This window comes from Yinghuangia aomiensis (assembly GCF_039542225.1).
GTDB lineage: Bacteria > Actinomycetota > Actinomycetes > Streptomycetales > Streptomycetaceae > Yinghuangia > Yinghuangia aomiensis.
This window is the reverse complement of record NZ_BAABHS010000008.1, coordinates 269,947-293,391: the sequence shown is the minus strand read 5'-3', so window position 1 is coordinate 293,391 and position 23,445 is coordinate 269,947. Positions and strand designations below refer to the sequence as shown.

General features: G+C 69.0%; 21 protein-coding genes. 10 read left to right on the top strand and 11 right to left on the bottom strand.

The features are described from left to right. Positions 1–39: 39 nt before the first annotated feature. The 4 genes from ABEA93_RS13640 to ABEA93_RS13625 form a co-directional block, all read right to left on the bottom strand. Positions 40–3,582 carry an NACHT domain-containing protein gene (locus tag ABEA93_RS13640; RefSeq protein WP_345675742.1) on the bottom strand — a complete coding sequence of 1,181 codons (3,543 nt, stop codon included), beginning with the start codon at positions 3,580–3,582 and terminating at the stop codon, positions 40–42. A 75-nt stretch (positions 3,583–3,657) separates the two neighbouring features. After that, a complete protein-coding gene (locus ABEA93_RS13635) occupies positions 3,658–3,972 on the bottom strand; it encodes a trypco2 family protein (protein ID WP_345675741.1) in 315 nt (104 codons plus the stop codon). Positions 3,973–4,485: 513 nt separating this feature from the next. Beyond that, on the bottom strand, positions 4,486–5,169 hold the full coding sequence (locus ABEA93_RS13630; RefSeq protein WP_345675740.1) for a TMEM175 family protein: 684 nt from the start codon (positions 5,167–5,169) through the stop codon (positions 4,486–4,488). Between the two features lie 436 nt (positions 5,170–5,605). Then, on the bottom strand, positions 5,606–6,202 hold the full coding sequence (locus tag ABEA93_RS13625) for a TetR/AcrR family transcriptional regulator (protein ID WP_345675739.1): 597 nt from the start codon (positions 6,200–6,202) through the stop codon (positions 5,606–5,608). 90 nt (positions 6,203–6,292) lie between these two features. On the opposite strand from ABEA93_RS13625, the gene ABEA93_RS13620 reads away from it, so the two are divergent. From ABEA93_RS13620 to ABEA93_RS13605, 4 genes are all read left to right on the top strand, one after another. After that, entirely contained in the window at positions 6,293–6,739 is a 447-nt protein-coding gene (locus ABEA93_RS13620) for an anthrone oxygenase family protein (RefSeq protein ID WP_345675738.1), read from the top strand. A gap of 337 nt (positions 6,740–7,076) precedes the next feature. Next, positions 7,077–8,771 carry an enoyl-CoA hydratase-related protein gene (locus ABEA93_RS13615; protein ID WP_345675737.1) on the top strand — a complete coding sequence of 565 codons (1,695 nt, stop codon included), beginning with the start codon at positions 7,077–7,079 and terminating at the stop codon, positions 8,769–8,771. Between the two features lie 591 nt (positions 8,772–9,362). Then, positions 9,363–9,959: a hypothetical protein gene (locus ABEA93_RS13610; RefSeq protein ID WP_345675736.1), complete on the top strand. Its 597-nt coding sequence runs from the start codon at positions 9,363–9,365 to the stop codon at positions 9,957–9,959. Positions 9,960–10,123: 164 nt separating this feature from the next. After that, positions 10,124–11,572, top strand: coding sequence for a hypothetical protein (locus ABEA93_RS13605; protein WP_345675735.1), 1,449 nt, complete (start codon positions 10,124–10,126; stop codon positions 11,570–11,572). A gap of 14 nt (positions 11,573–11,586) precedes the next feature. Here ABEA93_RS13605 and ABEA93_RS13600 read toward each other — a convergent pair whose 3' ends face one another. Next, positions 11,587–12,027, bottom strand: coding sequence for a hypothetical protein (locus tag ABEA93_RS13600; protein WP_345675734.1), 441 nt, complete (start codon positions 12,025–12,027; stop codon positions 11,587–11,589). Positions 12,028–12,040: 13 nt separating this feature from the next. On the opposite strand from ABEA93_RS13600, the gene ABEA93_RS13595 reads away from it, so the two are divergent. Continuing rightward, positions 12,041–12,853: an alpha/beta fold hydrolase gene (locus ABEA93_RS13595; RefSeq protein ID WP_345675733.1), complete on the top strand. Its 813-nt coding sequence runs from the start codon at positions 12,041–12,043 to the stop codon at positions 12,851–12,853. 3 nt (positions 12,854–12,856) lie between these two features. Further along, positions 12,857–12,985, top strand: a complete 129-nt coding sequence (locus ABEA93_RS13590; RefSeq protein ID WP_345675732.1) for a hypothetical protein — start codon at positions 12,857–12,859, stop codon at positions 12,983–12,985. 124 nt (positions 12,986–13,109) lie between these two features. Here the strand turns inward: ABEA93_RS13590 and ABEA93_RS13585 are convergent, their stop codons facing one another. Continuing rightward, positions 13,110–14,171, bottom strand: a complete 1,062-nt coding sequence (locus ABEA93_RS13585; protein ID WP_345675731.1) for a serine hydrolase domain-containing protein — start codon at positions 14,169–14,171, stop codon at positions 13,110–13,112. Between the two features lie 428 nt (positions 14,172–14,599). On the opposite strand from ABEA93_RS13585, the gene ABEA93_RS13580 reads away from it, so the two are divergent. After that, positions 14,600–15,334, top strand: coding sequence for a DUF981 family protein (locus ABEA93_RS13580; RefSeq protein ID WP_345675730.1), 735 nt, complete (start codon positions 14,600–14,602; stop codon positions 15,332–15,334). Positions 15,335–15,420: 86 nt separating this feature from the next. Here the strand turns inward: ABEA93_RS13580 and ABEA93_RS13575 are convergent, their stop codons facing one another. Then, positions 15,421–16,731, bottom strand: a complete 1,311-nt coding sequence (locus ABEA93_RS13575; protein WP_345675729.1) for a right-handed parallel beta-helix repeat-containing protein — start codon at positions 16,729–16,731, stop codon at positions 15,421–15,423. Positions 16,732–16,927: 196 nt separating this feature from the next. Then, entirely contained in the window at positions 16,928–17,752 is an 825-nt protein-coding gene (locus ABEA93_RS13570; protein ID WP_345675728.1) for a TauD/TfdA dioxygenase family protein, read from the bottom strand. 85 nt (positions 17,753–17,837) lie between these two features. Here ABEA93_RS13570 and ABEA93_RS13565 point away from each other — a divergent pair, with 85 nt between their 5' ends. The 3 genes from ABEA93_RS13565 (at position 17,838) to ABEA93_RS13555 (ending at position 20,590) form a co-directional block, all read left to right on the top strand. After that, positions 17,838–18,512 (top strand): TetR/AcrR family transcriptional regulator, encoded by a 675-nt coding sequence (locus tag ABEA93_RS13565; protein WP_345675727.1) that lies wholly within the window; start codon positions 17,838–17,840, stop codon positions 18,510–18,512. 85 nt (positions 18,513–18,597) lie between these two features. Beyond that, entirely contained in the window at positions 18,598–19,779 is a 1,182-nt protein-coding gene (locus ABEA93_RS13560; RefSeq protein ID WP_345675726.1) for a sensor histidine kinase, read from the top strand. Between the two features lie 115 nt (positions 19,780–19,894). After that, positions 19,895–20,590 (top strand): response regulator transcription factor, encoded by a 696-nt coding sequence (locus ABEA93_RS13555; protein WP_345675725.1) that lies wholly within the window; start codon positions 19,895–19,897, stop codon positions 20,588–20,590. 108 nt (positions 20,591–20,698) lie between these two features. On the opposite strand, the gene vanX is transcribed toward ABEA93_RS13555, so the two are convergent. The 3 genes from vanX to ABEA93_RS13540 are packed head-to-tail and all read right to left on the bottom strand — an operon-like array spanning position 20,699 to position 23,405. Continuing rightward, entirely contained in the window at positions 20,699–21,307 is a 609-nt protein-coding gene (vanX, locus tag ABEA93_RS13550) for a D-Ala-D-Ala dipeptidase VanX (protein WP_345675724.1), read from the bottom strand. Next, positions 21,304–22,347 (bottom strand): D-alanine--(R)-lactate ligase, encoded by a 1,044-nt coding sequence (gene vanA / locus ABEA93_RS13545; RefSeq protein ID WP_345675723.1) that lies wholly within the window; start codon positions 22,345–22,347, stop codon positions 21,304–21,306. Before vanA ends, vanX begins: the two co-directional genes overlap by 4 nt. Next, complete coding sequence (locus ABEA93_RS13540; protein WP_345675722.1) at positions 22,344–23,405, bottom strand: D-isomer specific 2-hydroxyacid dehydrogenase family protein; 1,062 nt, start codon at positions 23,403–23,405, stop codon at positions 22,344–22,346. The genes vanA and ABEA93_RS13540 overlap by 4 nt, the downstream gene beginning before the upstream one ends. Between the last annotated feature and the right edge of the window lie 40 nt (positions 23,406–23,445).

Below are 23,445 nucleotides of genomic sequence, written 5' to 3'. Positions count from 1 at the left end.
CCGCCAGAATCATGGGGCTATCGAATCATTCTGATCCTGCTACTCAGTGTTTTGCCCAGTGCGGCGACGGAGTGACAGCTTGCGCCACCACACCCGATCCGGCCGGCTGGAGAACTGGTGGCCTGCTCCCTCTTCTCCTTCCGGCTGTCGTATTCCGGCAAGGCCGCCCTCCGGGTCTTCGCCCGGCGCCGCCTTGAGGAGAAACCCACCTTCGGGGTGGCCCCGCCGGCGGCGGGGCGGTGGGCGATGTCCGCTGCGGTGCAGGTGGAGGACCAGGCGGCAGAGGAGTTCGACCGTGCACCCGGCAACGACGCAGGCCAGAGGCCAGCGCGCGCCCATGTCGTTTTCGGCGCCGAGCTGCCAACCGAGCAGGCCGCTGCCGAGCCATCCCGCCAGGATCCCGCGTGCCGTTCGGGCCAGGATCCAGGTGATGGCGGCGGTGAGCCGGCGGAGCGCGGTGCCGGCCCGGCGGGCCGGAGCGGAGGTGACAGCCGCCTTGGCGACGCGGGTCAGGGTGCGCCACATGGTCGAGGCCGTCCACCAGCCGCGCAGGACACCGAGGTCGGCGGTCTGTGCGGGCACATCGGCGGCCAGGACCGATGCCCAGGCAGGCGATGCGCGGGAGGCGAGTCGGCCGTCCGACCGTACGTCCGATTCGTCGAGCCCGGCGACGAAGTCGCGGAAGTCGTTGTGCAGGAAACGGTACCCGCCGCCGATACGGTTCAGCAGCGCGCGTTCGCAGGCGTCGTCGAGGAACCGCGAGAGCCGCCACGGCAGAACGCCCCGTGCCGCAAGCGCCCATCGGGTCGACCAGTAGGTCAGCCACGTGCGCGCAGGGCCGCTGCCGACGAGGAGGGTGAAGGAGACCAGCGCGACGGCCGTGATCGGCGCGACCGGCCCCCGCTGCCAGGCGACCGCGCCGACCGCACCGACCGCCGCGGCGCAGAAGACCGCGCAGAGACGGAGCGAAACCCGGCCGGACGCGCGCAGTGCCGCCGACGGCGCGTCCGGCGGCCGGGCGCGGTCGGGTACCAGCCCCCGCACCAAGGCGAACGCCAACCCGCAGGCCAAGCCACCGGGTACCGTGCCCATCAGGCCGAACGTGAAGCCGAACGCGACGCCGCCCGCCCAGCCTCCCGCGTATGCGCCGACCAGCCCCGCGATCGCGCCGACGTTGGTCCCGTCGAAGAACCCGTCCGGCACGCCCCCGAAGGCCGACGTGAAGTAGTCGCCCAGCCCGGGCGCGCCCTTCCGCAGGTTGTCCATGTCGAACGCGTGCGTCCACGGAGTGTCGATGCTTCCGACGATTCCCCCCGTGGCAGCCCCGACGGCGCACACGAGCAGCATGCGCACCTTGCTCGGGTACTCGGGGTACACATCGAGCACGAGCGTCAGCAGCGCCACGCACGCCCATACCGACAGGCCCGCCGTCCAGAACTGCAGGTTGTCGTCCGTGTAGGCCGTCAGCGTCAGTGCGGCGGCGAGCGAGACCCCGACGGTGAGCCCGAGTGCCTGCAACAGGCCGTGCGCGGACGCACGCCAGGACCAGACCCAGTGCGCCCAGACGGGCTCCGAGAGGACGGAGAAGCCGCGTCCGAGCGCGAATGCGGCGGTGCCGACGGCGGCGAACAGCAATCCGCCTTCGCTGCCGAGGGCCAGCACGCCGCCGGCGGTGAACCACGGTGCGGCGACGAGCGCGAAGAGCATCAGCGGGATGGCAATGGCGGCGAGCGTCCTCGTCCGCCGCCCGGCGCCGGTCGACCAGGGTGAGCGCACCGCGTAGCCGGCGGCCGTCCACTCGGGGGTGATCCAGTCCGGGTAGAAGACGCCCTCGTCGCGCGCCGTCAACAGCCGTGCCAGGGGTATCAGTCGGCGACCGGCGGCAATGCTGGCCGGGGCCCGTTTGCGGCCGACTTTGGGATGTAAGCCCCGTGGTCGTCGCAGCATGCGTTCCAGGTAACAGCGATACAGGTATGCGCGGCGTTCTTCCGCGGAGCCCGTGGGCAGCGCCTGGGGCGGGGCGCCGCGGAGCGCGCCTGCGGCGATGCCCAGCATCAGAGGCGTGGACAGAAGCTCCGCCAGCAGTTCGTCATCGCGGACCGCTTCCCGCAGTGCTCCGAAATCGCCCTCTGCCTCGGCGAGTCGGGTCGCGACGGTCGCACGGTCGAGGGGCTCGAGAGACACCGCGTGCCGCACCTGCAGTGCGGGGCCGTCGCCGTACTCCTCGTCCCGGCAGGTGATCGCGATTCCCAGGCGCGTGTAGGTCGGATCGGCCAGGAACTCCGCGATGCGCTCGCGGCTCCGCCGCCGGCCGGGACGGGGCAGCTCGTCCAGGCCATCCAGCAGCAGGAACAGCCCGCCTGACGCGAGCCATTCCAGGGACTCCGGCCGCGGAACTTTGTAGTACTGCCAGATCTCGTCGACCACCCAGTCCACCAAGGGTACTTCGGGATCACGGCGGTTCTGCAGAAGGAGCGGCAGAGGGACGACCGCATCCGCATCCCGGTACGCGGCGTCGAGCAGGCGTTCCGCCAGAGCGAGCACCAGGGCCGTCTTGCCCGAGCCGGGTGCCCCGAGAATGAGGAGCCGCCGACCGTCCGGCGGGTCCAGCAACTCCCGGCACATCCGTTCGGCGGTGAGCGACGCGGTCGCATCCGGCCCGCCGGTATCCACGGGGGCACCTTCGGAATCGTCGCCGTCGTCCCAACCGTCGTCCTCCACCCACGGGTTCCAGACGAGGTCGGGCCGCAGCCGGGCCGACACGTCCAGACGGACCGTGCCCCGGAAGGACGACTCCAAGGCGTCGCGGACCCAGCGCTCGCGGACGTCGGTGAGCAGGTGCGTCCGCCATGTCGCCGGGATCCGCGGAGGACTCGCGGCACGCCTTACCCCCTCGGTCACGGCGTCGACGAACGCCTGCCGGCTCGGTCCGGACGGCTGCGCCCATTCCGCTGCGTCGCCGCCGACGGGAACGGACTCCCCCGTCAGTCCCAGCTGTTCCGCCGCGGCACGGAATCCCGCGTCGGTCCACAGCCGCGCGACGGGCTCGGCGAAGAGCCTGCGGCCGTCGTACTCGGGCGGCCGCCACGCGAGCACCCCCACAAGACGCCCGCCGGCGAACAGCGCCGCGCCGGACATCCCTCCCCACGATCCGGCACCGCCGCCCACGCCGCGCACGTCGACGGCCAGCTCGCCGCTCTTGTGCCCGGCCAGCGGCACGACATGCCCGACGAGTTGATCGGTCTCACGGCCCCGCGGACCGGCCGCCCGTCGCGGGAATCCCACCGCGGTACACGGCACCGGCACCGCGCCGTCGATGCTTCCCCAGCCGACTTCGGGGAGCGGCACGGGTATTGCTTCACGGTCGGCCTCCAACAACGCGGCGTCGTACGCGTCACCCGACCACACGAGCCGCGCCCGACGCCACGGGGCCGCGTCGGAGCCGCCGCGGAGCGGGCGCACGTCGACCTCGCCCCCGTGGTCCCGGGCCGCCGCGGCCACGTGCCGCGCGGTCAGAACGGCCCGGCCGCCGACGACGTAACCGGACCCCAGGGTGCCCGCGTGACCGCCGCGTGGACTCACCCAGATCTCCACGACACGGGCGGGGTCCGGCGGTCCGGGCTTCGTCACCACCGCTCACACCCGCCCGGTCACCGGCTATTCGGGCCGCGTCGCCGCGTCGTCGCCGATCAGGAGACCGGTCGGCACCGCACCGCTCGCGTCGACGGGTTCCAGCGTCAGGGAAATGCGCTGCACGCGTGTCTTGTCCACCGTGCCCGAGGTCTCGCCCGAGACGACCCAGAAGCGGACGCCGCCCTGCGCGTTGACCTCGCGACGCACCTGGACCTCGAAATCGACCTGGATCGACGACGCGCGAAAGCGGACCCGTGACCCGTCGCCGTCGTTCAACGCGGTCAACAACTGCGCCCGCAGCGCCGCGATGGCCGCCCCGAAGTCGACACCGTCGTCCATTCCGCCCACGAAACCCCCCAGTCGCGCGCCGATCCCCACCCCGTTCATGCTAGTCCGGGGCCGTCGACCGCACCGGGGAATTGCCGCGACGGCGGGGCTTCGGACCTTCCGCGAATCCGCGGAGAACCTCCTCGTACGCGAACCCTGACGCACCCGGTCCAGGGCATGGCCGAAGCCCGACGCGACCTCGGACACACAACGGACTCCGCCGCCGGGCCGCATACGGCAACAGCCCCGCTTGGATACGTCTGCGACCAAGTGCCTTGCTCCCGCAGAAGGGACGATGTCGAGGACGCGGCCGCAGCAACGCTGCTTGTCGGAGCCGACCGCCGAGCAGTTCGTCCCACAGCGCGTGCCCGGCCGCCTCGTCCTTGGCCGTTGCCTCGACCTCGAACCGGTCACGGAGCTCCGCACGCGCGGCCTCTGCCCGGGCCTGCTCCGCGCGCGTGGGGCCGACACCCGGCGAGGCCGCTTTCCGAGCAGCCGTCGCCGCCCACGATCGGCCGCTTCCGCTCAGCTCTCCTCCGGCGCGGCGGTATGCGGTCGGTCCGCGGCGACTCCGCCTGCCGCAGCCTTACGGGCCGCCGCACTTCGCGCCCGGCCGGTGGCGGCCTTGAGCGGGAGCAGCAACAGCCACAGCCACATGGCCTGGCCGCCCCACGGCCAGGCCAGCGGGATGGACACCGCAAAGACCACGACCGTGACCGCCAGGTCGAGGATCCACGCCCGTGCCACGGGCGGGGGAAGAGGCACGGAGTCGAGTTGGGAGCGCAGCATCCGGAGCCGGACGAGCACGATCTGTGTGACATCCATCGCCGCGATGGTGGCGGCGTAGATCGCCACGGACGCGGACATGCCGCCGTACTCCGACAGCAGCGAGGTGGGGAACGGCAAGAACGCGGTCAGGCCGAGCCCGGTCAGCGCCACAGCGGTGAACACCCGGTCTACGCGGCGGAGCCCGAGGAAGGCGCGCCGGTGGTCCAGCCAGAAGGCACCGATGATGAGAAAGCTGAGCGCGTACGCCGCGATCTTGGGCGGCAGGTCGCCCAGCGCCTCCCGGAAGCGTTGGCCGTCCAGACCCGGCGGCACGGAAATGTCCAGGACCAGCAATGTCATCGCGATGGCGAAGACGCCGTCGGAGAGCGCTACCAGCCGCCCAGGACCGTGTTCGTCCCCGAATCCGCCCGATTCCGCCATGCCGCGACGGTACGTGCCCGGCACCCACCATGCCCGCACCCGCGCCGGAAGGTCGCCCGGTCGGTAGGCAGGTGCGCGACGTCCGCGGACTCGTGGAACGCCCGGTCATCGGTCGGCAGCAGCGCCGCGACGGGATCGTGCACGCCCGTGCCCGGCTTCGCCGTGGCCCTCACGGCACGTGGATCAGGCGCGGTGCCACCAGCGGCCCGCCGCCACCGCCCGGTTCGGCGCCGGCGTCCGGGTCGGCCGTCCCGGAATGCCCACCACTCCCCCGGCCTGAAGTCCGGTCACCACCCGGTGCGTCGCGCTCCTCCCCGGCAGTCGGGCCGCCCGGCACCGGGCGGCCGCGGAACGGCTCCCCCTGCTCCACCCGGTACACCGCACCGGACCGACCTTGGCCGTGGGGCCTCCGGGGTCGGTCGGCGCGGGTCCGCCGCTACCGCCCTTGGCCGCGAGAGTCCATGGGGAGCCGGTCGATCAGGAGTTCCACTCGCGGCTCGGCGTATTCGGGGAGCAGGCGGCCCGTGCGGGTGAGGGTGGCGAGGCCGTGCAGGGATGCCCAGAACATCTCGGTGAAAAGCCCCGGGTCGATGCCGTCTCCGGCGACCTCGCCCAGGCTCTCCATGAGCGCGGCGAACGCGTCCTTCAGCGGCGCCGGGGTGTCCTCCTGTGCGAACGCGAGTCCGCCGTCGAGCAGGAACATGGCGTCGTAGACCGCCGGGTTGCGGGCGGCGAAGTCGAGGTAGGCGCGGGCCAGGGCGGCGACCCGGGCGCGCGGGCCGTCCGCGGCCGAGGTCGCGGCCCGTACCGCCGCGGCCAGCTCCGCGGCGCCCTGCAGGGCGACGGCGCCGATGATCTCGCGCTTGCCGCGGAAGTGGCTGTAAAGGACGGGCTGGCTGTACTCGATGCGCTCGGCGAGCCGGCGTGTGGTGACGGCCTCCCACCCCTGCTGCTCGGCGAGTTCGCGGGCCGTCGCCACGATAAGGCCCTCACGCTCGGCCCGTTCGCGCTCCTTGCGTTCCTTAACCGTCATCACTCGATCCTAGCACTGCTAGACAACCGAGCGATACAAGATCTAGTGTTGGCACATCAACTAGCACTGCTAGATCTTGGAGGGATCGCCATGCTCGACGCACTTCAGGTCACCACCACCGTCGTGGTCGGCCTGCTGGTGGGGGTGGAGTTCTGCGTCGTCGTCATCATGAAGCGCATCCTCGACGCGCTCCCCGGGGACGCCGGACAGCTCGGCCACGCCCACGGGGGCCGGATGCTCGGCGCCCTGATGCCGTTCTGGTACATAGGCTCGCTCGTCCTCAGCACGGTCTGGGCCGTCGCCGGATGGCACCACGACGGCACCGGACTCGTGGTCACGGCCGCCGGCCTGCTGATCGTCAGCGTGCTCATGTCGGTTCTGCTGCTCGTCCCGATCAACAACCGGAACAAGACCTGGACCCCCGAGAACCGGCCCGCCGACTGGCGGGAGCAGCTGCACCGCTGGGAGCGCTACCACTACGGTCGCGTCGCCGTCATCACCGCCGCGTTCACCCTGCTGGTCACCTCTCTCGTCTGACCCCGAAGCCGCCCCTGCCGCGCACCGGTCCGCCGAAGGCCACGAGGAACGCCCGGTCCTCCGGCGTGGACTTCGCCCGGTGCCCACAGAGCTGCCGTTGCGGGTTGGGCGCAAGGCGGGGTGAGCGGGCCGGTGCGGCCGCGCAGGACGTCGGCGAGGTGCGGGCCGCGCACGCCGTACGTCCGCAGTCCGGCGAGGTTCACCAATTCGGTGGAAGTGCGGAGGCATTTGGCGGAAGTCGACGCGGTGAGAACCGCTCCGACGGCAGGATCCGGATACCGCCGCGGTTTCGTCACCGCGTACCGGGGGTGGTGCCACGGAACGGAGGTGGGGCGCGGTGCGGATTCTTCTCCTCGCGAGCGCTTTCAACAGCCTGACGCAGCGGGTGCAGGTCGAACTACGCGACCGGGGACATACGGTGGCGACCGAGGTGGTGCACGCGGACCATGAGGTACGCGATGCTGTCGGGCGGCACCGTCCCGAACTCGTGGTCGCGCCCATGCTCAAGACCGCTGTTCCCGAAGATGTGTGGACTCGGCACACCTGCCTGATCGTCCATCCTGGACCGCCCGGCGACCGCGGCCCGTCCTCACTCGACTGGGCGATTCACGAGGATCGGGACACTTGGGGAGTGACGGTGCTCCAAGCCGACGGTCAGATGGACGCCGGAGACGTCTGGGCGTCGACGTCCTTCCCCGTCGCGTGCGTCGGCAAGAGCGATCTGTATCGCGGAGAGGTCAGCGACGCCGCCATGGACGCATTGGCGCTCGCCGTCGAACGGTTCGAGTCCGGCACGTACCGCCCGTCGCCGCAAAAGGGCCACACCGTGCACGTCCGGCCCGTCCTGCGGCAGGACGCGCGCCGCATCGACTGGGCATCCGGTACCGACGGCATCCTGCGCGCCCTACGTGCGGCCGATTCACAACCCGGGGTCCTCGACGACCGTCTCCCGGGCGGGCCGTGGTACCTGCACGGCGGCCATCCCGAGGACCGGCTGCGCGGCGGGCCCGGCGAGGTCGTCGCCACCCGTGCGGAAGCCGTCTGCGTCGCCACCGGCGACGGTGCGGTCTGGATCCCGCAGCTGCGGCGGCCTCGCCGCAGCGGCGAACCCGCATCCGTCAAGCTCCCGGCGACCGTCGCGCTCGGCAGATCGCTTCCGGATGTGCCCGAGATGCATGCCGACCCCGAAACCTCGGCGGCACGCCGGACCTTCGCCGATGTCCGCTACGAGGAACACGACGATGTCGGCTTCGTGCGCTTCTCGTTCCCCGGCGGCGCCATGAGCACCGCGCAGTGCCGACGCGTGCTGTCCGCATACCGCCATGCGTGCCGACGGCCGACACGGGTCGTCGTCCTGGGCGGCGGCCGGGACTTCTTCTCGAACGGCATCCACCTCGGCGTCATCGAGGCCGCGTCCGACCCGGCGCGGGAATCCTGGGCGAACATCCAGGCCATGAACGACCTCGTCGAGGCGGTCCTCACCACCACCGACCGGCTCGTCGTCGCGGCGCTCGGCGGCAACGCGGCCGCGGGCGGCGCCATGCTCGCGATCGCCGCCGACGACGTGTGGTGCCGTTCCGGGACCGTCCTCAACCCGCATTACCGCCTGATGGGCCTGCCCGGATCCGAGTACTGGACGTACAGCCTTCCGCGCCGGGTGGGACCGGATCGGGCCGAGGCCCTGATGCGGGCGGCGGAGCCCGTCGGCGTGTCAGCCGCGCAGCGGATGGGCCTCGTGGACCGGATCGTGACAGCTTCCCCGTCGGATTTCGGCCGACGTGTCACCGCCATGGCCGCCGAACTGGCCGCGGATCCGGAGACGCATCAACGCATCACCGACAAGAAGCGCGTCCGCGCCCGGGACGAGGCCGCCAAACCACTCGTTGCCTACCGCGACGAGGAACTCGCCCGCATGCGGCGGACCTTCTTCGACCCCGGTGCGCCCTACCATGCCCTGCGGGCGGCGTTCGTCCGCAAGCAGCCCTCCCGACCGGTGGCACCGAGCATGCGGGCGCCTTCGCCGACGATCTGATGCGCGCCCACGGAGAGCGAACCCGCAACGGCCGGCCGACACAGCGGATCGAGTAGACCTGTCCACCGCCGGGGACGGAACGGAGCTTCCGCTGCACGTGTTCGCACGACAAGTGCGGGCACCGGCTGGTGGGCCGGAACGCCGTTAGTCCGTTCGACTGCCGGATCGACGTGGGCCGCGCCGACGGAAGACGGATGACCGACCCGCGCGACTGGGCGCGCGAGCAGGGGACCGCCCCGCCGCGGGTGGATCTGCCGGCACACACCGCGGTCAACCGAGCGATGCCGGACGCTCCCCCGGCACCCGGCGCGGCGACGCGCGTCGCGCTCGTGCGCGGCCCCAACATTACCGGACAACTCCCCTTCTGCAATGCCCCTGGGCTCGACAGGAAACCCATCCGTCGATGCCATGGGCAATGTGGTGGAAAACACCCGATAACCGTATTTTGACTGCCCTTGTCCGCGACAGTTTGGCCAATTTGTCGGAACATCTGGACACAACCAGATTCGAGTATGATTTACGTGCGCAGCTCGGCCGGCAGGCTCAGGCTGAGTTTCCCATGGGTTTGATCTGCGAGGAGTGACGGATGTCGTGGCTGATCACTTCCTGAACCAGCGGGACGGGTCGGCGAGCGAGGAAAGCGCGGCTCGTTATGTGGAAGTCCGGTGCGCCGGGCGGCGGCTATGCGCCAAGACACCCGAGGGGATTCTCGGGCTCCTCATCGAGAGCTACCGGGACTGCACCGGTGATGCGCAGCGATTGAGTGCTCGGCTGGATTATGCCTGCCGGGCCCGGGTGGATATTCAGTCGCTGCTGATGGCCGGGGAGATGTTCGAGTACAGCACGCCGGACGAGTCCCGGGTCCTGCGCGACCGTGGGCCTGCTCCGGAGCCGCCGCCCGAGTGGCATTGCGCGACTCCGCTCGTTCTTGTCGCTTCCTTTTACGAGCCTGCGGGGGAGTTGTCCCGGCCGCGTACGTCGGAACCCGGCCAGGTCTGGTGGATCGATCCCTCGACGGCATCTTCCCTGCTGGTGGCCCTGCACGAAGTGCGCTGGCTCGACATTATCCGGCTCGGCGGAATACAGCCGCAGGATCGTGGGCCGTATCGGCACTTGGGGAAGAACGGATCGGCCGGATTCTGGCGTCGCAGTTTCCCCGAGACGCGAATCCGTCGGCCTCTGACCTAAAGCCCTGTTTTCGGTCGGAGACCGTCTCACGCCGGCCGGGTGAGAAGCCTGAACACGTTCGCCGTCATGCTGCGAACGGACAGCGATTCCGTCCTCCGGACCATAATGGCCGCATGTAATCAAATGAACTCTTGATGAATCATCCATATTCTTGGTGAAGGTTAATGGGGCCGGAAAGCCGACGCTTCTCGTCACTTCGCGATGCGCACGAGTTCATGAAAACCGAGGTCGATCGCCCGGTCGAACCCGGTGAGATCACGCTTGACAACGGGTTCAAGTTGGACATGCATCCACACTTCTTTGACGATGGCACATTCACCAACTCGTACGATCTGAACTGGGCGCCTGAAGACGCCCGGGCGGCAATGCGCATCACGCCGCGTCCGGAGAGCATGCTCGTTCCCGCTCCAGGTGTCTCGGCCAGCACCTCGGCGACTTTCTTCACTTTTCTGGATGAAGCATCCGCTACTCCCCGGCAGGCCAGCCTCAATCTCATCATCAGTGAAGGCCGGATTCTCGGTATGCCCGTGGTCGACCGGGAGACCCTGTACATCCGTGACGGAGAACTCGCGATGGACCACATAGCGGCAAGTGGCGAGTTATCGCTCAACGGAAGGACGCTGACCTGGGCAGGCAGCAGGACCGACCGGGATGCGCAGAGTCATGTGTACGGAAACGGCAACATCAGGGTCACCCTGAGACGAGACCCCCAGACCGGTAGCAAAAGGTGCCTGGACGAAACCACGCGGTTCACCCCCGTCATGCCCGCCACCGAACCACGTTCCGACGTCGGATTCATGGCTTCGGCGGATGGCACGTTCACCTCCGTGGCCGTCGCTCCGCAGGGCGGGATGGACATTTTCGCCCATGACCTCGTGGTCCGATGCCCAGAGGGGCATGTCAACCGGACGGGAGAGAACCGCTTGGCCATCAAGAGCATCAGCTCCTTACGGGCGGAAAACCTGCCCGAGTTCGCGGTCTCCTGTGGACCTTCGCTGAAGACACCGGATTTTGCCGCTCATCCCATAAACCAGGATCCGTCGTTGGGCACCAGACCCGTTTTCGCGGACCTGCAGGCGATCCGGATGGTGGTCTACGGCGGGCTCGACGAGCGTACGCACATCCGACTTTTCGACGGGCGGCCGGGCTCTTCGACCTTTCCGGGAGTGACACCCGCCCAGACGCGCGACATCATCACGGCCGACATCGGGTTCACCTGGGGCGCCCATGTGGACGGTGGTGGGAGCGCCAGGATATCCATCGTCAAGGATGGTGTTCTGCGGAGTTTTGGAAATCGTCAATATCTGAAATGGCCGCGACCGGGTCAAGATTACTTCCTTTGGGAACGGGAGCCTCCGGGTCGTGACGTTCCCACTCGTTTTGAGTTGACAAGGCCAGGCAGGGCGCGGGGACCGCGCGACCTCGAGGTCGGGAAACATCTAGGGCCGGTGTCGGATCTTCTGAGGCAACTCGGCGGAGGATCTCCGCGCAATCGAGCGAATCCGGAAAGCGCCCCCGCGCATCCCCCCGCAGGGCGGGAAAATCTGCACAATCCCCATGGGGCCCTCACCAGGAGCCCCACCGAAAGGGGCAGGAGCATGGGGTTTTCGTGACCTGTCCGGATTCGTCAATCGAGCCTGAGGACTTGCCGGGGTCGGCGGGCGTTGCGTGCGGTGTGGCGGAGTGCGGCGGCGATCATGGTCCGGCCGTCTTGGGGGAAGACGCTGATGGCAAGGTTGGGCAGGCCCGCCATGGCACGGGGCGGAGTGCCGAAGCAGTCGAGGCTGGAGGACGCGGTGACCTTCAGCCGGCGGATCTCGTCGCGGTGGTGGGCACGGTCGCGGGTGTGGTGGGTGAGCGGGATGTCCCGCCACGGCAGGTTCTTGACCCACTCGTAGAGGGTCGGGTGGTTCCGCCTGACGACAGCGATGTCGTGGGCTCCTCGGCTCATCAGGTAGACGCCGTGGGCGTGTTGGGTGTGCAGGGCATTGGCGGTGACCGCCTTGCCTTGCACGTCGACGGTGTCCAGCGGGGTCCGGAGCCCGGGATCCTCCACCCTGCGTCGCATACCCCGTGGATGAATGCTGGGCCTGCACGCGTTGCGTTCACACGTGCCCTTCGCTGAAGCATCCGATGGCGTTGCCATCCATTACGAGGTCCACGGCAGCGGCCAGCCCCTGCTGCTGCTCGGTGGGCAGTCCAACTCGCTGCACTGGTGGGACAGTGTCCGGGACGACTTCGCGCGCGACTTCACCGTCGTCGCGACCGACAACCGTGGTACCGGCCGCAGCGACAAACCTCGGTCCCCTGACGCGTACAGCACGCGCCGCTTCGCCGCGGACGTCGTCTCCGTGCTGGACGACCTTGGCATCGGTCGCGCGCACGTGTACGGGACGTCCATGGGCGGCCGTGTTGCCCAGTGGGTCGCGGTAGACCACGCCGAACGCGTGGGCCGACTCGTGCTGGGCTGCACCTCGCCCGGCGGCAAGCACGGTATCGAACGCGGGCCGGACGTCCGCAGGGCACTCGCCGACCCCACCCCCGGTGCGCCGGCTCGCGCCCTCCTGGACCTCATGTACTCGCCGCAGTGGCTGGCCCGCAATGCCGGCCCCTTCACCACACTCGGTGACCCCGACATGCCGGAGTACGCCCGTCGCCACCATTTCCGAGCCAGCGGGCGTCACGACAGCTGGGACGCCCTGCCATCGATCGTGGCGCCGACCCTGGTGGTACACGGCACCGACGACCGGTTCAATCCGACTGCGAACGCCCCGCTGTTGGCCGAGCGGATTCCCGGCGCGCGGCTGCATCTCATCCCTCAGGCCCGGCACGCCTACTTCGAGGAGTTCGCCTCCGTCGCGACTCCGCTCGTGGCGGACTTCCTCATCGGATAGCCAGTGGTTCGGCTCGGACCGCCGATCGGGTCATCGGCGCGATGTCTGGTGGTCAACGAGGTCACCGTGGAAGCCCGCGGCGCCGCACAGGCGATCGCCGCCGCCTACGAACAGCGAGGCACGACCACCTGACCCGCCACGTGCGGGACTGCGCACCCGGCCGTAGGGGCTCGTCTGGGCGAAACCGGCCCACAGGCGAGCCCCCACGCCGGCTGTCACCGCTCCTCGGGCCCCGGTACGGGGGCAAACGCGGTGCTCAGGGCCGCAGTCCGAGCCGCTGGAGGTCGCGGTAGAGCGCATCGATGACATGCCGGTCACGACTCAGCCTGTCGGCGGCACCGGTGTTCCCGTTGAAATACAGGGAGACTGTGAGGCCGGCTTCCGGGTCTGCGAAGACCAGGCACGCCGTTCCGCCCAACGCTCCGAACGACGCAGGTGCGGCAGGACCGAAGTTCTCCGCAGCGAGGACCATGCCAAGTCCCCAGCGGCGCACGCGCCCGGCGGATTCGTCGACCAGTGTGGTCGGTCGCTGATCGGTCACGAGGGCAGTGCAGGTCTCAGGCGAAAGGATGCGTCGACCGTGCCGTGTCCCACCCTGGCGGACCATCTCGCAGATCTCCGCGGCATCGCCGAACGGGCCCGCCATACAAGCGCTGGGGTAGCGCATGCCGACGTCGAAGCGCGCCACACGGGAGGCCAGTTCTGCCGGGCCGTACCACGGCACATCCACCACGTCGGCGCCGGGGGGACCGCCCAGTCGTGATGCCAGCCCCATAGGCACGGTGACGCGTTGGTTCAGGAAGTCCTCGAACGGCCGGCCGCTGCTTCGTCGCACGATTTCGTCAAGGAGCAGATACCCGGTGTGGCCGAGGTAGGCCGCTCGGGTGCCGGGCGTCCAATCAGGGTCGGCATCACCTTTCAGGATCAACTCCAGCAGGGCCCGCCTGCCATCGGCGAATCGTCGGCCGACCTCGCGGTCGACGGTTCGCAACGGAGCCGTGTGGGTCAGGAGGTGCACGATCCGAATATCGTCCTTGCCGGGCCCGGCGAACTCCGGAAGGTGCTCTGCAACGCGGTCGTGTGGATTCAGCAGGCCCAGTTCCCACGCGCGGGCGACAGCCACGGTCGCCGCCAGTTTCGATGCCGAAAACCACGGCACGACCGTGCCTGCCGCCATCGCATCAGTGTCATCGGCGTCGCCGACGGCAAGGTCGAGGGCCTCGGCGCCCTCGTGCAGCACGCGAAGTGCCGCTCCCAGACAACGCCCCTGCGCCACGACGTGAGCCAATGCCTGCTCGGTCTCATGAAATCGACTCATCGTTGCATCATGCACACATCGACATGGCCCGCGCTTTGCCGCGGATCTCAGGCGTCAGGAGTACGTCAGGTGCACCACGACCGGGGAACGGCAGGGAGATCGGCGCGTGCGGCTGGGCATGGAACGCGGCGGCGGCCCGGCCACAGCCGCAGGCCCGCCGCCGAAACGCCGAAGAGCGACAGCGAGACCCGGGCCGGCAGTGGACGGTGGAAGCCGTAACGCTGGGCCGGCGCCATCAGCGCGGCGAACCACACCATGGCCTCGCCGTGTTGTATGCCGGGCCAACGCCTATGGCGTGGTCGGTGTCCGCACATGACCGCGTGGGGAGTCGATCGATATACGCCAGATGAATGCACTATCGATCGAAATCGGAGACATACGTCTTTTGGTTGCCGGGATTGGCAAGAAATGACCATAGATTCCGCGCCATGCGCACCTCACAGCCCGACATGCTCCTCGCCGCAGGCCTGAAGATCGACTGGGCCCGTATGCCGACGTACAACACCGTCATGTCGCTGGCGGGTGGTGCCGGGCTGCTGCTCGTGGTGGCGCTCGGCTGGTACTTGGTCAAGGGCAAGCCCATCGTCCCGGACGCGTGGGCGATGGCGTTCGGCGCGCTGGCGTTCGTGCTGCTGGTCACCGGCATCCACATGACGCTGACGTGGCCGCTGGCCGGGCAGGGATTCCCGTTCGACAACATCATCTTCGGCGAACCAAGCTTCGTCTTCGGTGTTCTGCTGGCTGCGGCGTCCATGTTCCTCTGGAAACGCGGTGCCGTGCTCGCCGAGCCCGGAGCGGTGGAGGAACGGCTGCTCGCCGTGTCCCGGCTTGCCGCGCCCATCTCGGTCTTCGTCTTCGGCGCCGGCCTGGCGTGCTTCGGCATCGCGGCGGCCGGGTGGAAGTACACGCTGTTCGCGGCACCCGAAGAGGAGCCGATCTCCGGCGAGTTCGCCGACCACCCGATGCTCGAGGCGACCTTCATCTCCGGCCTGTACGTTCTGCTCGGCCTCGGCGCGATCCTCTTCCCCCTGGCGCTGCGCCGGGGAGCCGCCCCGGTCCGCACCGTCGTCGGTGTCTGCTGGGGCCTGGCCGGGCTGGCCTTCCTCGCCTTCGGCGCCCTCAACTACTTCACCCACATCGGCCTCATCGTCAACACCATGTAGACCCGACCGGACCCGACTGTCGCGGATACCGCAGTTCGGGGACCGTCAGTCGGAGCAGGGCTGCAGGCCGATGCCCGTCGCGCCACTCAGCGGGTTTCCTGGTACGCCCCGACCCGCGGCCCGTCGGTCGGCACCGGCTTGCCTTCCGCGTCCGTGTGGTACTTCGTCGGCTCCCCTGCTCTGCCTGCGGCGGGGGAACCGGTCCGCAGGTGCAGGTCGGTGGCGCTCACGAACTGTGGTTCGACGAAGGCCGATCGCGGTCCGGGGGTGAAGGTTCCGCGACCGCCCGCGTAGACGCCGGTGTCCTCGTCCGCGCCCTTGGCGTCTTCCCAGCCGGTGCGGGCGCCCACCTTGACCACGTTGTTGCGCAGCTTGAGGATGCCCGGCGCACAGCCCGCGTAGCAGGTCCAGCCTTCGGTCTTCGCGCCGGTCAGATACACGGAGTTGTTCTCGACCAGGGTGTTCGCCACCGGGCCGAGGCCTTTGTCCTGTGCGCCGCGGGTGACCAGGAACGATCCGTATTCGAGAGACGAGGTCACGACGTTGTAGGCGAACACGTTGCCGGCCGCGGTCTTGCCGGGCGCGTGGCCGAGTTCGGTGAAGGTGTCGTTCTGCCGGGTGACGTTGAAGTCGACGCGGTTGCGGTCGCCGTTGTAGATCTCGACGGCGGCGCCGTCCTGCCCGTAGTCGGGGCTGGGCGCGCTGCTGCCGGTGATGAGGTTGCGGCGCACCAGGTTGTCGTCGCCGTTGAGCAGGATCCCGAAAGCCCCGGCGTCGTCGTCGGGGCCGTTCCTGCCGGCCACCATCCTGTCGTTGCCGACGATCTGACTGTCTCGGATGGTGTTGTGGTGCGATTGGTCGTCGACGACGACCCCCGCGACGCTCTTCTCGGCCCGGACCCCGGCGACCACGTTGTACGACCCGCGCAGTTCGACCCCGGCCCAACCGCAGCCGGACACCTGCACGTTGGCGATCACCCAGTACGACCCGCGCACGTCGAGGCAGTCCGCCCCGCCGGAGATGCGGGGACGGCTGCCCAGCCCATAGGACGTCAGGGTGATCCGCTGCTGCGCCGTGCCGTCGCCCCGCAGGGTGAGCTGCCCCGACCACTTCCCGCCACGTTTGAACGCCACGGTGTCGCCGGGCTTGAACGCCGCTCGTTCAACCCTTGCGAGGCTCTTCCACGCGGTTTTGGCGGAGGTCCCAGGGGCGTCGTCCGAGCCGCGGCTTGCGTCGACGTAGTAGGTGGTGCCCTTGGCAGTGCTCGCGGTAGCCGACTGGGCAGTACTCGGGACGTCGGCCGGGGCCGCGTGCGCGGCTCCCGTCCCACCGCTCGCCAGGAGCAGTGCCCCGGCCGCCGCCACTCCTGCACAACGCAGTTTCGGTGCACCCGCCATGGCCATCCCGACGCCCCCAACTAGCCTGTGAATTCCGGAAGTTACCGGCTCTCTCGGAGTGACCCAGCCTAGGCAGGCGGTCGGCGGGGGCGAACGCATCCGCGCACAGCGGCCTTCCGTACTGTGCCGGGCGTCCTCGGGCGGCGTAATTTGGACACGGCAACGCGGACGGCTGTGCTCCTGAACGTCCCGTCGGTCAGCTCGCGGCGCGTACCGCGGCGCGGGCCATTTCGCGTCGGGCGGGCAGGTAGTCGGCGACCGCGAAGTGCTGCGTGCAGCGTTCGTCCCAGATCACCAGGTCGCCCAGCGTCCAGCTATGGCGTATCTGGAAGTTGGGGTTGGCGGCGTGGTCGACCAGCACACGCAGCACACCGTCGCTCTCGTCCGGCGTCATCCCCAGGATGCGCCGCGTGAACTCCTTGTTGACGTTGAGGTAGCGCCGCGAGCTGCCCGTATGCACATCGACGACCGGGTGCGTCGCCCCGGGGTACAACTCGCGCATGCGCAAGGCGACATCTTCGCCGGCCTTGCCGGCGAAGGACCGTCCCGCGCCCATGTCGTGCCAGGCTTCGAGGTCCGCGATCAGCCGTTGCATGAGGGGCGACAGCGCGTCGTGCGCGGCGCGCATGTCGACCCAGATCGTGTCCCCGCCGCGCGGCGGGATCTCGCAGGCCCGCAGGGTGCCGTACGTCGGGGGCTCGACGTCCCAGCTGACGTCGGTGTGCCACCGGTCCTGGTACGGCGGCTGGTCCACGCTGTCGACGATGTGCTCGACCCGTGCTTCGGTACGCCCCATGACACGCGCCGCGGGGTGGATGTAAGGCCGGCCGAACGCGAGAGCGAACGCCAAGTGCTGGGTGTCGTCCAGGAACTGGTCGGGGAACACGAGCACCAGGTGTTCGTCCAGCAACGCCTTGATCTCGTCGACGGACTCGTCCGACGGTGCCGAGCGCAGGTCGGCGCCGCGGACACGCGCACCAAACGAACTCCCCAGGGGAGTGACAGTCAGTGAGGTTGCCATGGGCGGGAACGTAGCTCCACCCCGATGCACTGTCAATCGATCGTTTTAAATTTTGAAACGATCGTTTTTGCCTTATGGTGTGGCCATGCCAGGCGACCGCACTCTCCGCGAGCGTGACGACACGTCGACCCGGCTCCTGGATGCCGCGGAGCGCATCTTCGCCACCCGCGGTATCGAAGCCGCGTCGGTTCGGGCCATCACGGATGCCGCCGGGGCGAACGTGGCGGCCGTCCGCTACCACTTCGGGTCGAAGCAAGACCTCGTGAAAGCCCTCGTCGAGCGGCGCGTCGAAGAGATGGCCGAATGCCGTCGTCCGCTGTTCGACGCCGCGATGCGCCGCGACACGGTCACCTCGCGCGACATCGCCGAAGCCTGGGTGCGGCCGCTCGCCGCGATGGCGCTCGACGGTCGTGGTACCCGCCGCGCGTACCTGTCGTTCATCGTCGTGATCCAGGGCGCCTCGCCGGAGCTGCGCGCGATGACCAGCGCGGCCTTCCAGCCTCAGCACAAGCAGTTCGCCCCACTGCTCGAGCGGGCCCTGCCGGACATACCCGAGGCAGTGCGCTGGTTCCGCTTCGCGCTCGCCGCCGAATCCACGGTGCGTGCGCTCGCCAACCTCGACCGCGCCCGCGCCCCTTGGACGGCTCACGGCGGCATCGACGACGCAGACGTCGTCGAGCACCTCGTCGACGCCATGGCCGGGCTCCTTGACAGCCCCTGCTCCACACCCCCCGCGAACCGCGCCCCTTCCGCCCGATAACACTGCCGGCCGACCTGTCGGTCCCACGCCGCGCAGCCGCGTTTCGCATACGCCGGCGATACGTCCCGTTGCCTAGGCTCCCGCTATGCGCGAGCCGAGCCTGGAGGACGAGTCCCGCCTGCGCCCGGAGGGGCCCGTCGACCGACGACCCGGACTCAGCACCCGGCTGAAGCTCACGCTCAGCTACGCCGGCTTCGTCGTTCTCGCCGGAACACTGATGCTGGCCGTGTTCTGGGTGTTCGTGCTGCGCTGGGTGCCGGGCCGCAACGACCCCGACGACTACAAAGAGGTCGGCGCCGTCCTGATCATCACCGGACCCAGCCGCCCCGTCCTGTTGCGCGGCTTCATCCCCGCCGCCGGTGTCGCGCTGGGCTTCCTCGTCGTGTTCGGCCTGGTCGGGGGGTGGTTCCTGGCCGGCCGGATGCTGGCGCCCCTGACCCGGATCGCCGACGCGGCCCGGATGGCCGCGAACGGGTCTCTGTCGCACCGGATCCGCATGCAGGGCCGCACCGACGAATTCCACGCACTCGCGGACGTGTTCGACACCATGCTCGAGCAGCTCGAATCCCACGTCGGCGAGCAGCGCAGATTCGCCGCCAACGCGTCGCATGAACTCCGTACCCCGTTGGCGATCTCCAAGACGCTGCTCGACGTGGCCCGCAACGACCCCACGCGGGACGTCGGCGAGATCATCGAACGTCTGTACACCGTCAACACGCGGGCGATCGAACTCACCGAAGCCCTCCTGCTGCTCAGCCGCAGCGACCGTACGAACATCGGCCGCGGACCCGTCGACTTGTCCCTCATCGCCGAAGAAGCCGCCGAAACGCTGCTCCCGCTCGCCGAAAAGCGCCAGGTCACGCTCGAGGTCACCGGCGACAGGGCACCCGCGCTCGGCTCCGCGGCCTTGGTCGCGCGGATGGCCACCAACCTCGTCCAGAACGCCATCGTCCACAATCTTCCCGCGGGCGGCACCGTGACCGTCCGCACCGGATTGCGGGACGGCAGCGCCCTGTTGTCCGTCGAGAACACGGGGCGGCCGCTCCGGCCGGATCTGGTGCCGACCCTCACCGAACCGTTCCAGCGCGGCGCGGAACGCACCCGGGCCGGTACCGACGACCACGCCGGCGTCGGCCTCGGACTGGCCATCGTGCACAGCATCGTGCGGGCCCACGACGGGACGCTCGACCTCACCCCCCTCCCCACGGGAGGCCTCATCGTCACGGTCGCCCTGCCTGCGGCCGCCGATCGGCAGGGAACGTCCTGAGCAATTCCGGATCGAGGTCCGTAGGACGGCGCGGTCCGAGGCGAAGCGGCGCTGCCGGCACCCATGGGGTTTTGCATATGCGGGCGATATGCAGCGGCTCGTACCATCAAGAAGCATGCGCGTGTTGATCGTCGAGGACGAGCCCTATCTGGCGGAAGCCATCCGCGACGGCCTGCGCTTGGAGGCCATCGCGGCCGACATCGCGGGTGACGGAACCACCGCTCTGGAACTGCTGAGTATCAACAGCTATGACATCGCCGTACTCGACCGCGACGTGCCCGCGCCGACCGGTGACGAGATCGCCGCGAGCATCGTCGCCTCCGGCAGCGGCATGCCGATCCTCATGCTCACCGCAGCCGACCGTCTCGACGACAAGGTCTCCGGATTCGAGCTGGGCGCCGACGACTACCTCACCAAGCCGTTCGAACTCCGGGAGTTGGTGCTCCGGCTCAGGGCGCTCGACCGCCGGCGCGCCCACAACAGGCCCCCGGTACGCGAGATCGCGGGCCTGCGGCTCGACCCGTTCCGCCGCGAGGTCTACCGGGACGGCCGTTATGTCGCCCTGACCAGGAAGCAGTTCGCCGTGCTGGACGTCCTCGTCGCCGCCGAGGGCGGCGTCGTCAGCGCCGAGGAGCTGCTGGCACGCGCGTGGGACGAGAACGCCGACCCGTTCACCAACGCCGTGCGCATCACCGTCTCGGCACTGCGCAAGCGACTCGGCGAACCGTGGATCATCACCACGGTGCCGGGCGTCGGCTACCGCATCGACGCGCGGCCGGGGGCCGAACCCGAAGCGGCGGGCCGCGGATAGCGGCCCAGGTTCGGCCCCCTGTGCGATGGGCGCCTTCAGATGCGTGCCTTCAGACGGAGTGCCTACAGACGGCTGCCTTCGGACGGGTGCCATCAACGGGTGGCGCGACTACGCGATGGGGAAGTCGAAATAGGTGTCCGGGTAAGGTTCGCCCTCGAGCGTGTAATGCCACCACTCGCAGTCGTATGCGCTGAACCCGCAGCTCTCCATCACCGCGCGGAGGCAATCACGATTCCGCGCCTCCTCCGGCGTGATTCCGGGCGCTCCGTGGTGGGAGACCGAGTCCATCAGGTCGTGGCCGCCACCCATGGGCGCGAGTTCGCCGGAGCCCAGGTGATAGAGCGTGAGGTCGACGGTACTGCCCCGGCTGTGGCCGGATTTGGCGGCGACGTATCCCTTGGCGAACATTCCGGGCCTGGTGATGTTCGGGTAGTACCGCCGCTTCGTCCGGCCGTCGTCCGGCTGTCGCGACCAGCGCAGAAAGCAGTCGACAGCGCGTTGCGGGCGGTAGCCGTCCCACAGCAGCAGGCCGAATCCGAGGGAGGCGGCCTGCTCGCGCGCCCGTTCCAGGGCGGCACACAACGCGGTGGTGCCGACTATCCGATTGACGTGATACCCGTCCACCGGTGTGCCGGTGAAGTTGTCCCAGGTCGCATACTTGGCGTCCCAGCGGATTCCGCGTACATGCTCGTCCACGAAAACGAAATCGTCCTTCATCGGCCCGCCCTCTCCAGAGCCGACGACAGCAGCCGGTCGATCACCTCGGCGAGCGGCAGTCCCGCGGCCGCCATCATGCGCGGAAAACGGCTGTACGAGGTGAGGCCGGGAAGGGTGTTGACCTCGTTGAGGACCACCGTGCCGTCGTCCTTGAGGAACATGTCCACGCGCGACAGCCCGCGGCAGCCCAAGGCCCGGTAAACCGCCTGCGCCGTCTCCCGGACGAGCGCGCGCTCATCCGGCGGAATGTCCGCCGGGACGACGGGTGTCGAGTTCTCCGAACCGCACTCCGGCGCGCTTTCCTGATGGATCCGGAAGAATCCGTGGGACAGCGCAATATGGTCCACCTCGCCGACCGTCAGGTACCGGCCGTCGCCCAGGACGGCACATCCCACTTCCTTCCCCGTGACGGCTTCCTCGATCAGCACCTTCGTGTCATACCGGCGTGCCGACTCCAGAGCTTCCGGCAGGTCTGCTTCGCAGGACACCTTGCCGACCCCGAACGACGACCCGGAACGGGCCGGCTTCACGAAAACGGGATAGTTCAGGCCGTGCGCGTCCACGGGTTCGCCTCCCGTGACGATCCGGAAATTCGGGGTGGCGATTCCGGAGCTTCCGGCGACGAGGTACGCGAGGGATTTGTCCATGCACAGCACGGAACTCGGCACGTCGCACCCCGCATACGGGATTCCGGACAGCTCCAGGAGGCCCTGCACGGCGCCGTCCTCGCCGAACTTGCCATGCAGCACGGGCAAGACGACGTCGAGGCCGATCGTTTCGTATTTCCCGTCCGCCAGAACGAGCAGGCCGGGCGTGCTTCGGTCCGGAGACAGGACAGCCGTCCGGCCATCGCCGTTCTCCCAGTCCTCATCCGGGCCGTCGCACAGCTTCCAGACGCCGCTCCGGGTGATCCCGACATAGAACGGCTCGTACTTGGCGGCGGCGAGGTTCCGTGCGACCTCGCGGGCGGATTTGACGGAAACGGCATGTTCTTCGGAGCATCCCCCGAAAAGTATGCCTACTTTGAGCCTGCCGGTCATGCCTGTACGTCCTTTCGTCGATCGCTGCGATCGCCGTGCTCCCGCGCAAATGCCAGACAATTGGCGAGGGAATTCGCCACGGTGTCGCAGAGGGCGTGCTCCGTGTAGTAGGCGGTGTGCGGGCTGATGACCACGTTCGGCATCTGCTGCAATCGCGCCAACGTCGATCCCGTCCGCGGTGTGGCTCGCCGGTCGGCGTAGAAGACTCCTTCCTCGCCTTCCAGGACGTCCAGGGCCGCGCCGCCCAATCGGCCGCTTTCCAGCGCCGAAACCAAGGCTTCGGTGTCGAGAAGAGCACCGCGTCCGGTGTTGACGACGAATGCGCCGGGCTTCATCCGGCCGATACGGCGGCGACCGAGGAGGTGCCGCGTGTCGGCGGTGAGCGGTGTATGGAGCGTGACGATGTCGCTCACCCGCAGGAGTTCGTCGAGCGCAACGTAATCCGCAGCGGTCGTCGGGCGAGTGTCGTACGCCAGTACGCGGCACCCGAAACCACGCAGCCTGGCCACGACCGCGGTGCCGATGCGCCCGGTGCCGACGACGCCGACGGTCAGGTCGCGGAGTTCCTTCCCACGCGTTTCGTGCAGCCGGTAATCGTGAAGATCCGAGCGCCGAATGGTGGACTTCGCGTGGCGTACCGCCATCAGGATGAGCATCAGGGTGTAGTCGGCCACGCTGTCGGGCGAGTACGCGACGTTCTCCACGGAGATACCGAGGCTCTTCGCGTACGCCACATCGATATGGTTGTATCCGATACTGCGCGTGGAGATGTAGGCGACGCCGGCGCGACCGAGCGCGAGCAACGTCGGGTTCTCGACCCGAGTTTTGTGGCCGATGCTGATGCATCGATTTCCTTGCGCCAGATCGGCATTGGCCTCGGACACCGGTTCGCCGGTGACGATCGGCTTGATGCCGAAGCGCGGCGCCAACTTCCGGAACAAGGCGGTCTCGTCCGGCTCGCATCCGTAGACGGTGATTCCCGGCGTCGTGACGGCACGAGAAGGCGCCGGCGATCGGGTACGGCGGATAGTGGGCGGTGCTGGTTCGCGGTGGGCCATGCGCTCAGTCAAGCCGGTGGAGCGTTGTCGCTCCGTATGG

Bases quoted from the DNA above. Each gene is read 5' to 3' on its own strand.
- ABEA93_RS13635 (WP_345675741.1), bottom strand. From the start codon at position 3,972: ATGGACGACGGTGTCGACTTCGGGGCGGCCATCGCGGCGCTGCGGGCG.
- ABEA93_RS13630 (WP_345675740.1), bottom strand. From the start codon at position 5,169: ATGGCGGAATCGGGCGGATTCGGGGACGAACACGGTCCTGGGCGGCTG.
- ABEA93_RS13625 (WP_345675739.1), bottom strand. From the start codon at position 6,202: ATGACGGTTAAGGAACGCAAGGAGCGCGAACGGGCCGAGCGTGAGGGC.
- ABEA93_RS13620 (WP_345675738.1), top strand. From the start codon at position 6,293: ATGCTCGACGCACTTCAGGTCACCACCACCGTCGTGGTCGGCCTGCTG.
- ABEA93_RS13605 (WP_345675735.1), top strand. From the start codon at position 10,124: ATGGGGCCGGAAAGCCGACGCTTCTCGTCACTTCGCGATGCGCACGAG.
- ABEA93_RS13600 (WP_345675734.1), bottom strand. From the start codon at position 12,027: ATGCGACGCAGGGTGGAGGATCCCGGGCTCCGGACCCCGCTGGACACC.
- ABEA93_RS13595 (WP_345675733.1), top strand. From the start codon at position 12,041: ATGCTGGGCCTGCACGCGTTGCGTTCACACGTGCCCTTCGCTGAAGCA.
- ABEA93_RS13585 (WP_345675731.1), bottom strand. From the start codon at position 14,171: ATGAGTCGATTTCATGAGACCGAGCAGGCATTGGCTCACGTCGTGGCG.
- ABEA93_RS13580 (WP_345675730.1), top strand. From the start codon at position 14,600: ATGCGCACCTCACAGCCCGACATGCTCCTCGCCGCAGGCCTGAAGATC.
- ABEA93_RS13575 (WP_345675729.1), bottom strand. From the start codon at position 16,731: ATGGCGGGTGCACCGAAACTGCGTTGTGCAGGAGTGGCGGCGGCCGGG.
- ABEA93_RS13570 (WP_345675728.1), bottom strand. From the start codon at position 17,752: ATGGCAACCTCACTGACTGTCACTCCCCTGGGGAGTTCGTTTGGTGCG.
- ABEA93_RS13565 (WP_345675727.1), top strand. From the start codon at position 17,838: ATGCCAGGCGACCGCACTCTCCGCGAGCGTGACGACACGTCGACCCGG.
- ABEA93_RS13560 (WP_345675726.1), top strand. From the start codon at position 18,598: ATGCGCGAGCCGAGCCTGGAGGACGAGTCCCGCCTGCGCCCGGAGGGG.
- ABEA93_RS13555 (WP_345675725.1), top strand. From the start codon at position 19,895: ATGCGCGTGTTGATCGTCGAGGACGAGCCCTATCTGGCGGAAGCCATC.
- vanX (WP_345675724.1), bottom strand. From the start codon at position 21,307: ATGAAGGACGATTTCGTTTTCGTGGACGAGCATGTACGCGGAATCCGC.
- vanA (WP_345675723.1), bottom strand. From the start codon at position 22,347: ATGACCGGCAGGCTCAAAGTAGGCATACTTTTCGGGGGATGCTCCGAA.
- ABEA93_RS13540 (WP_345675722.1), bottom strand. From the start codon at position 23,405: ATGGCCCACCGCGAACCAGCACCGCCCACTATCCGCCGTACCCGATCG.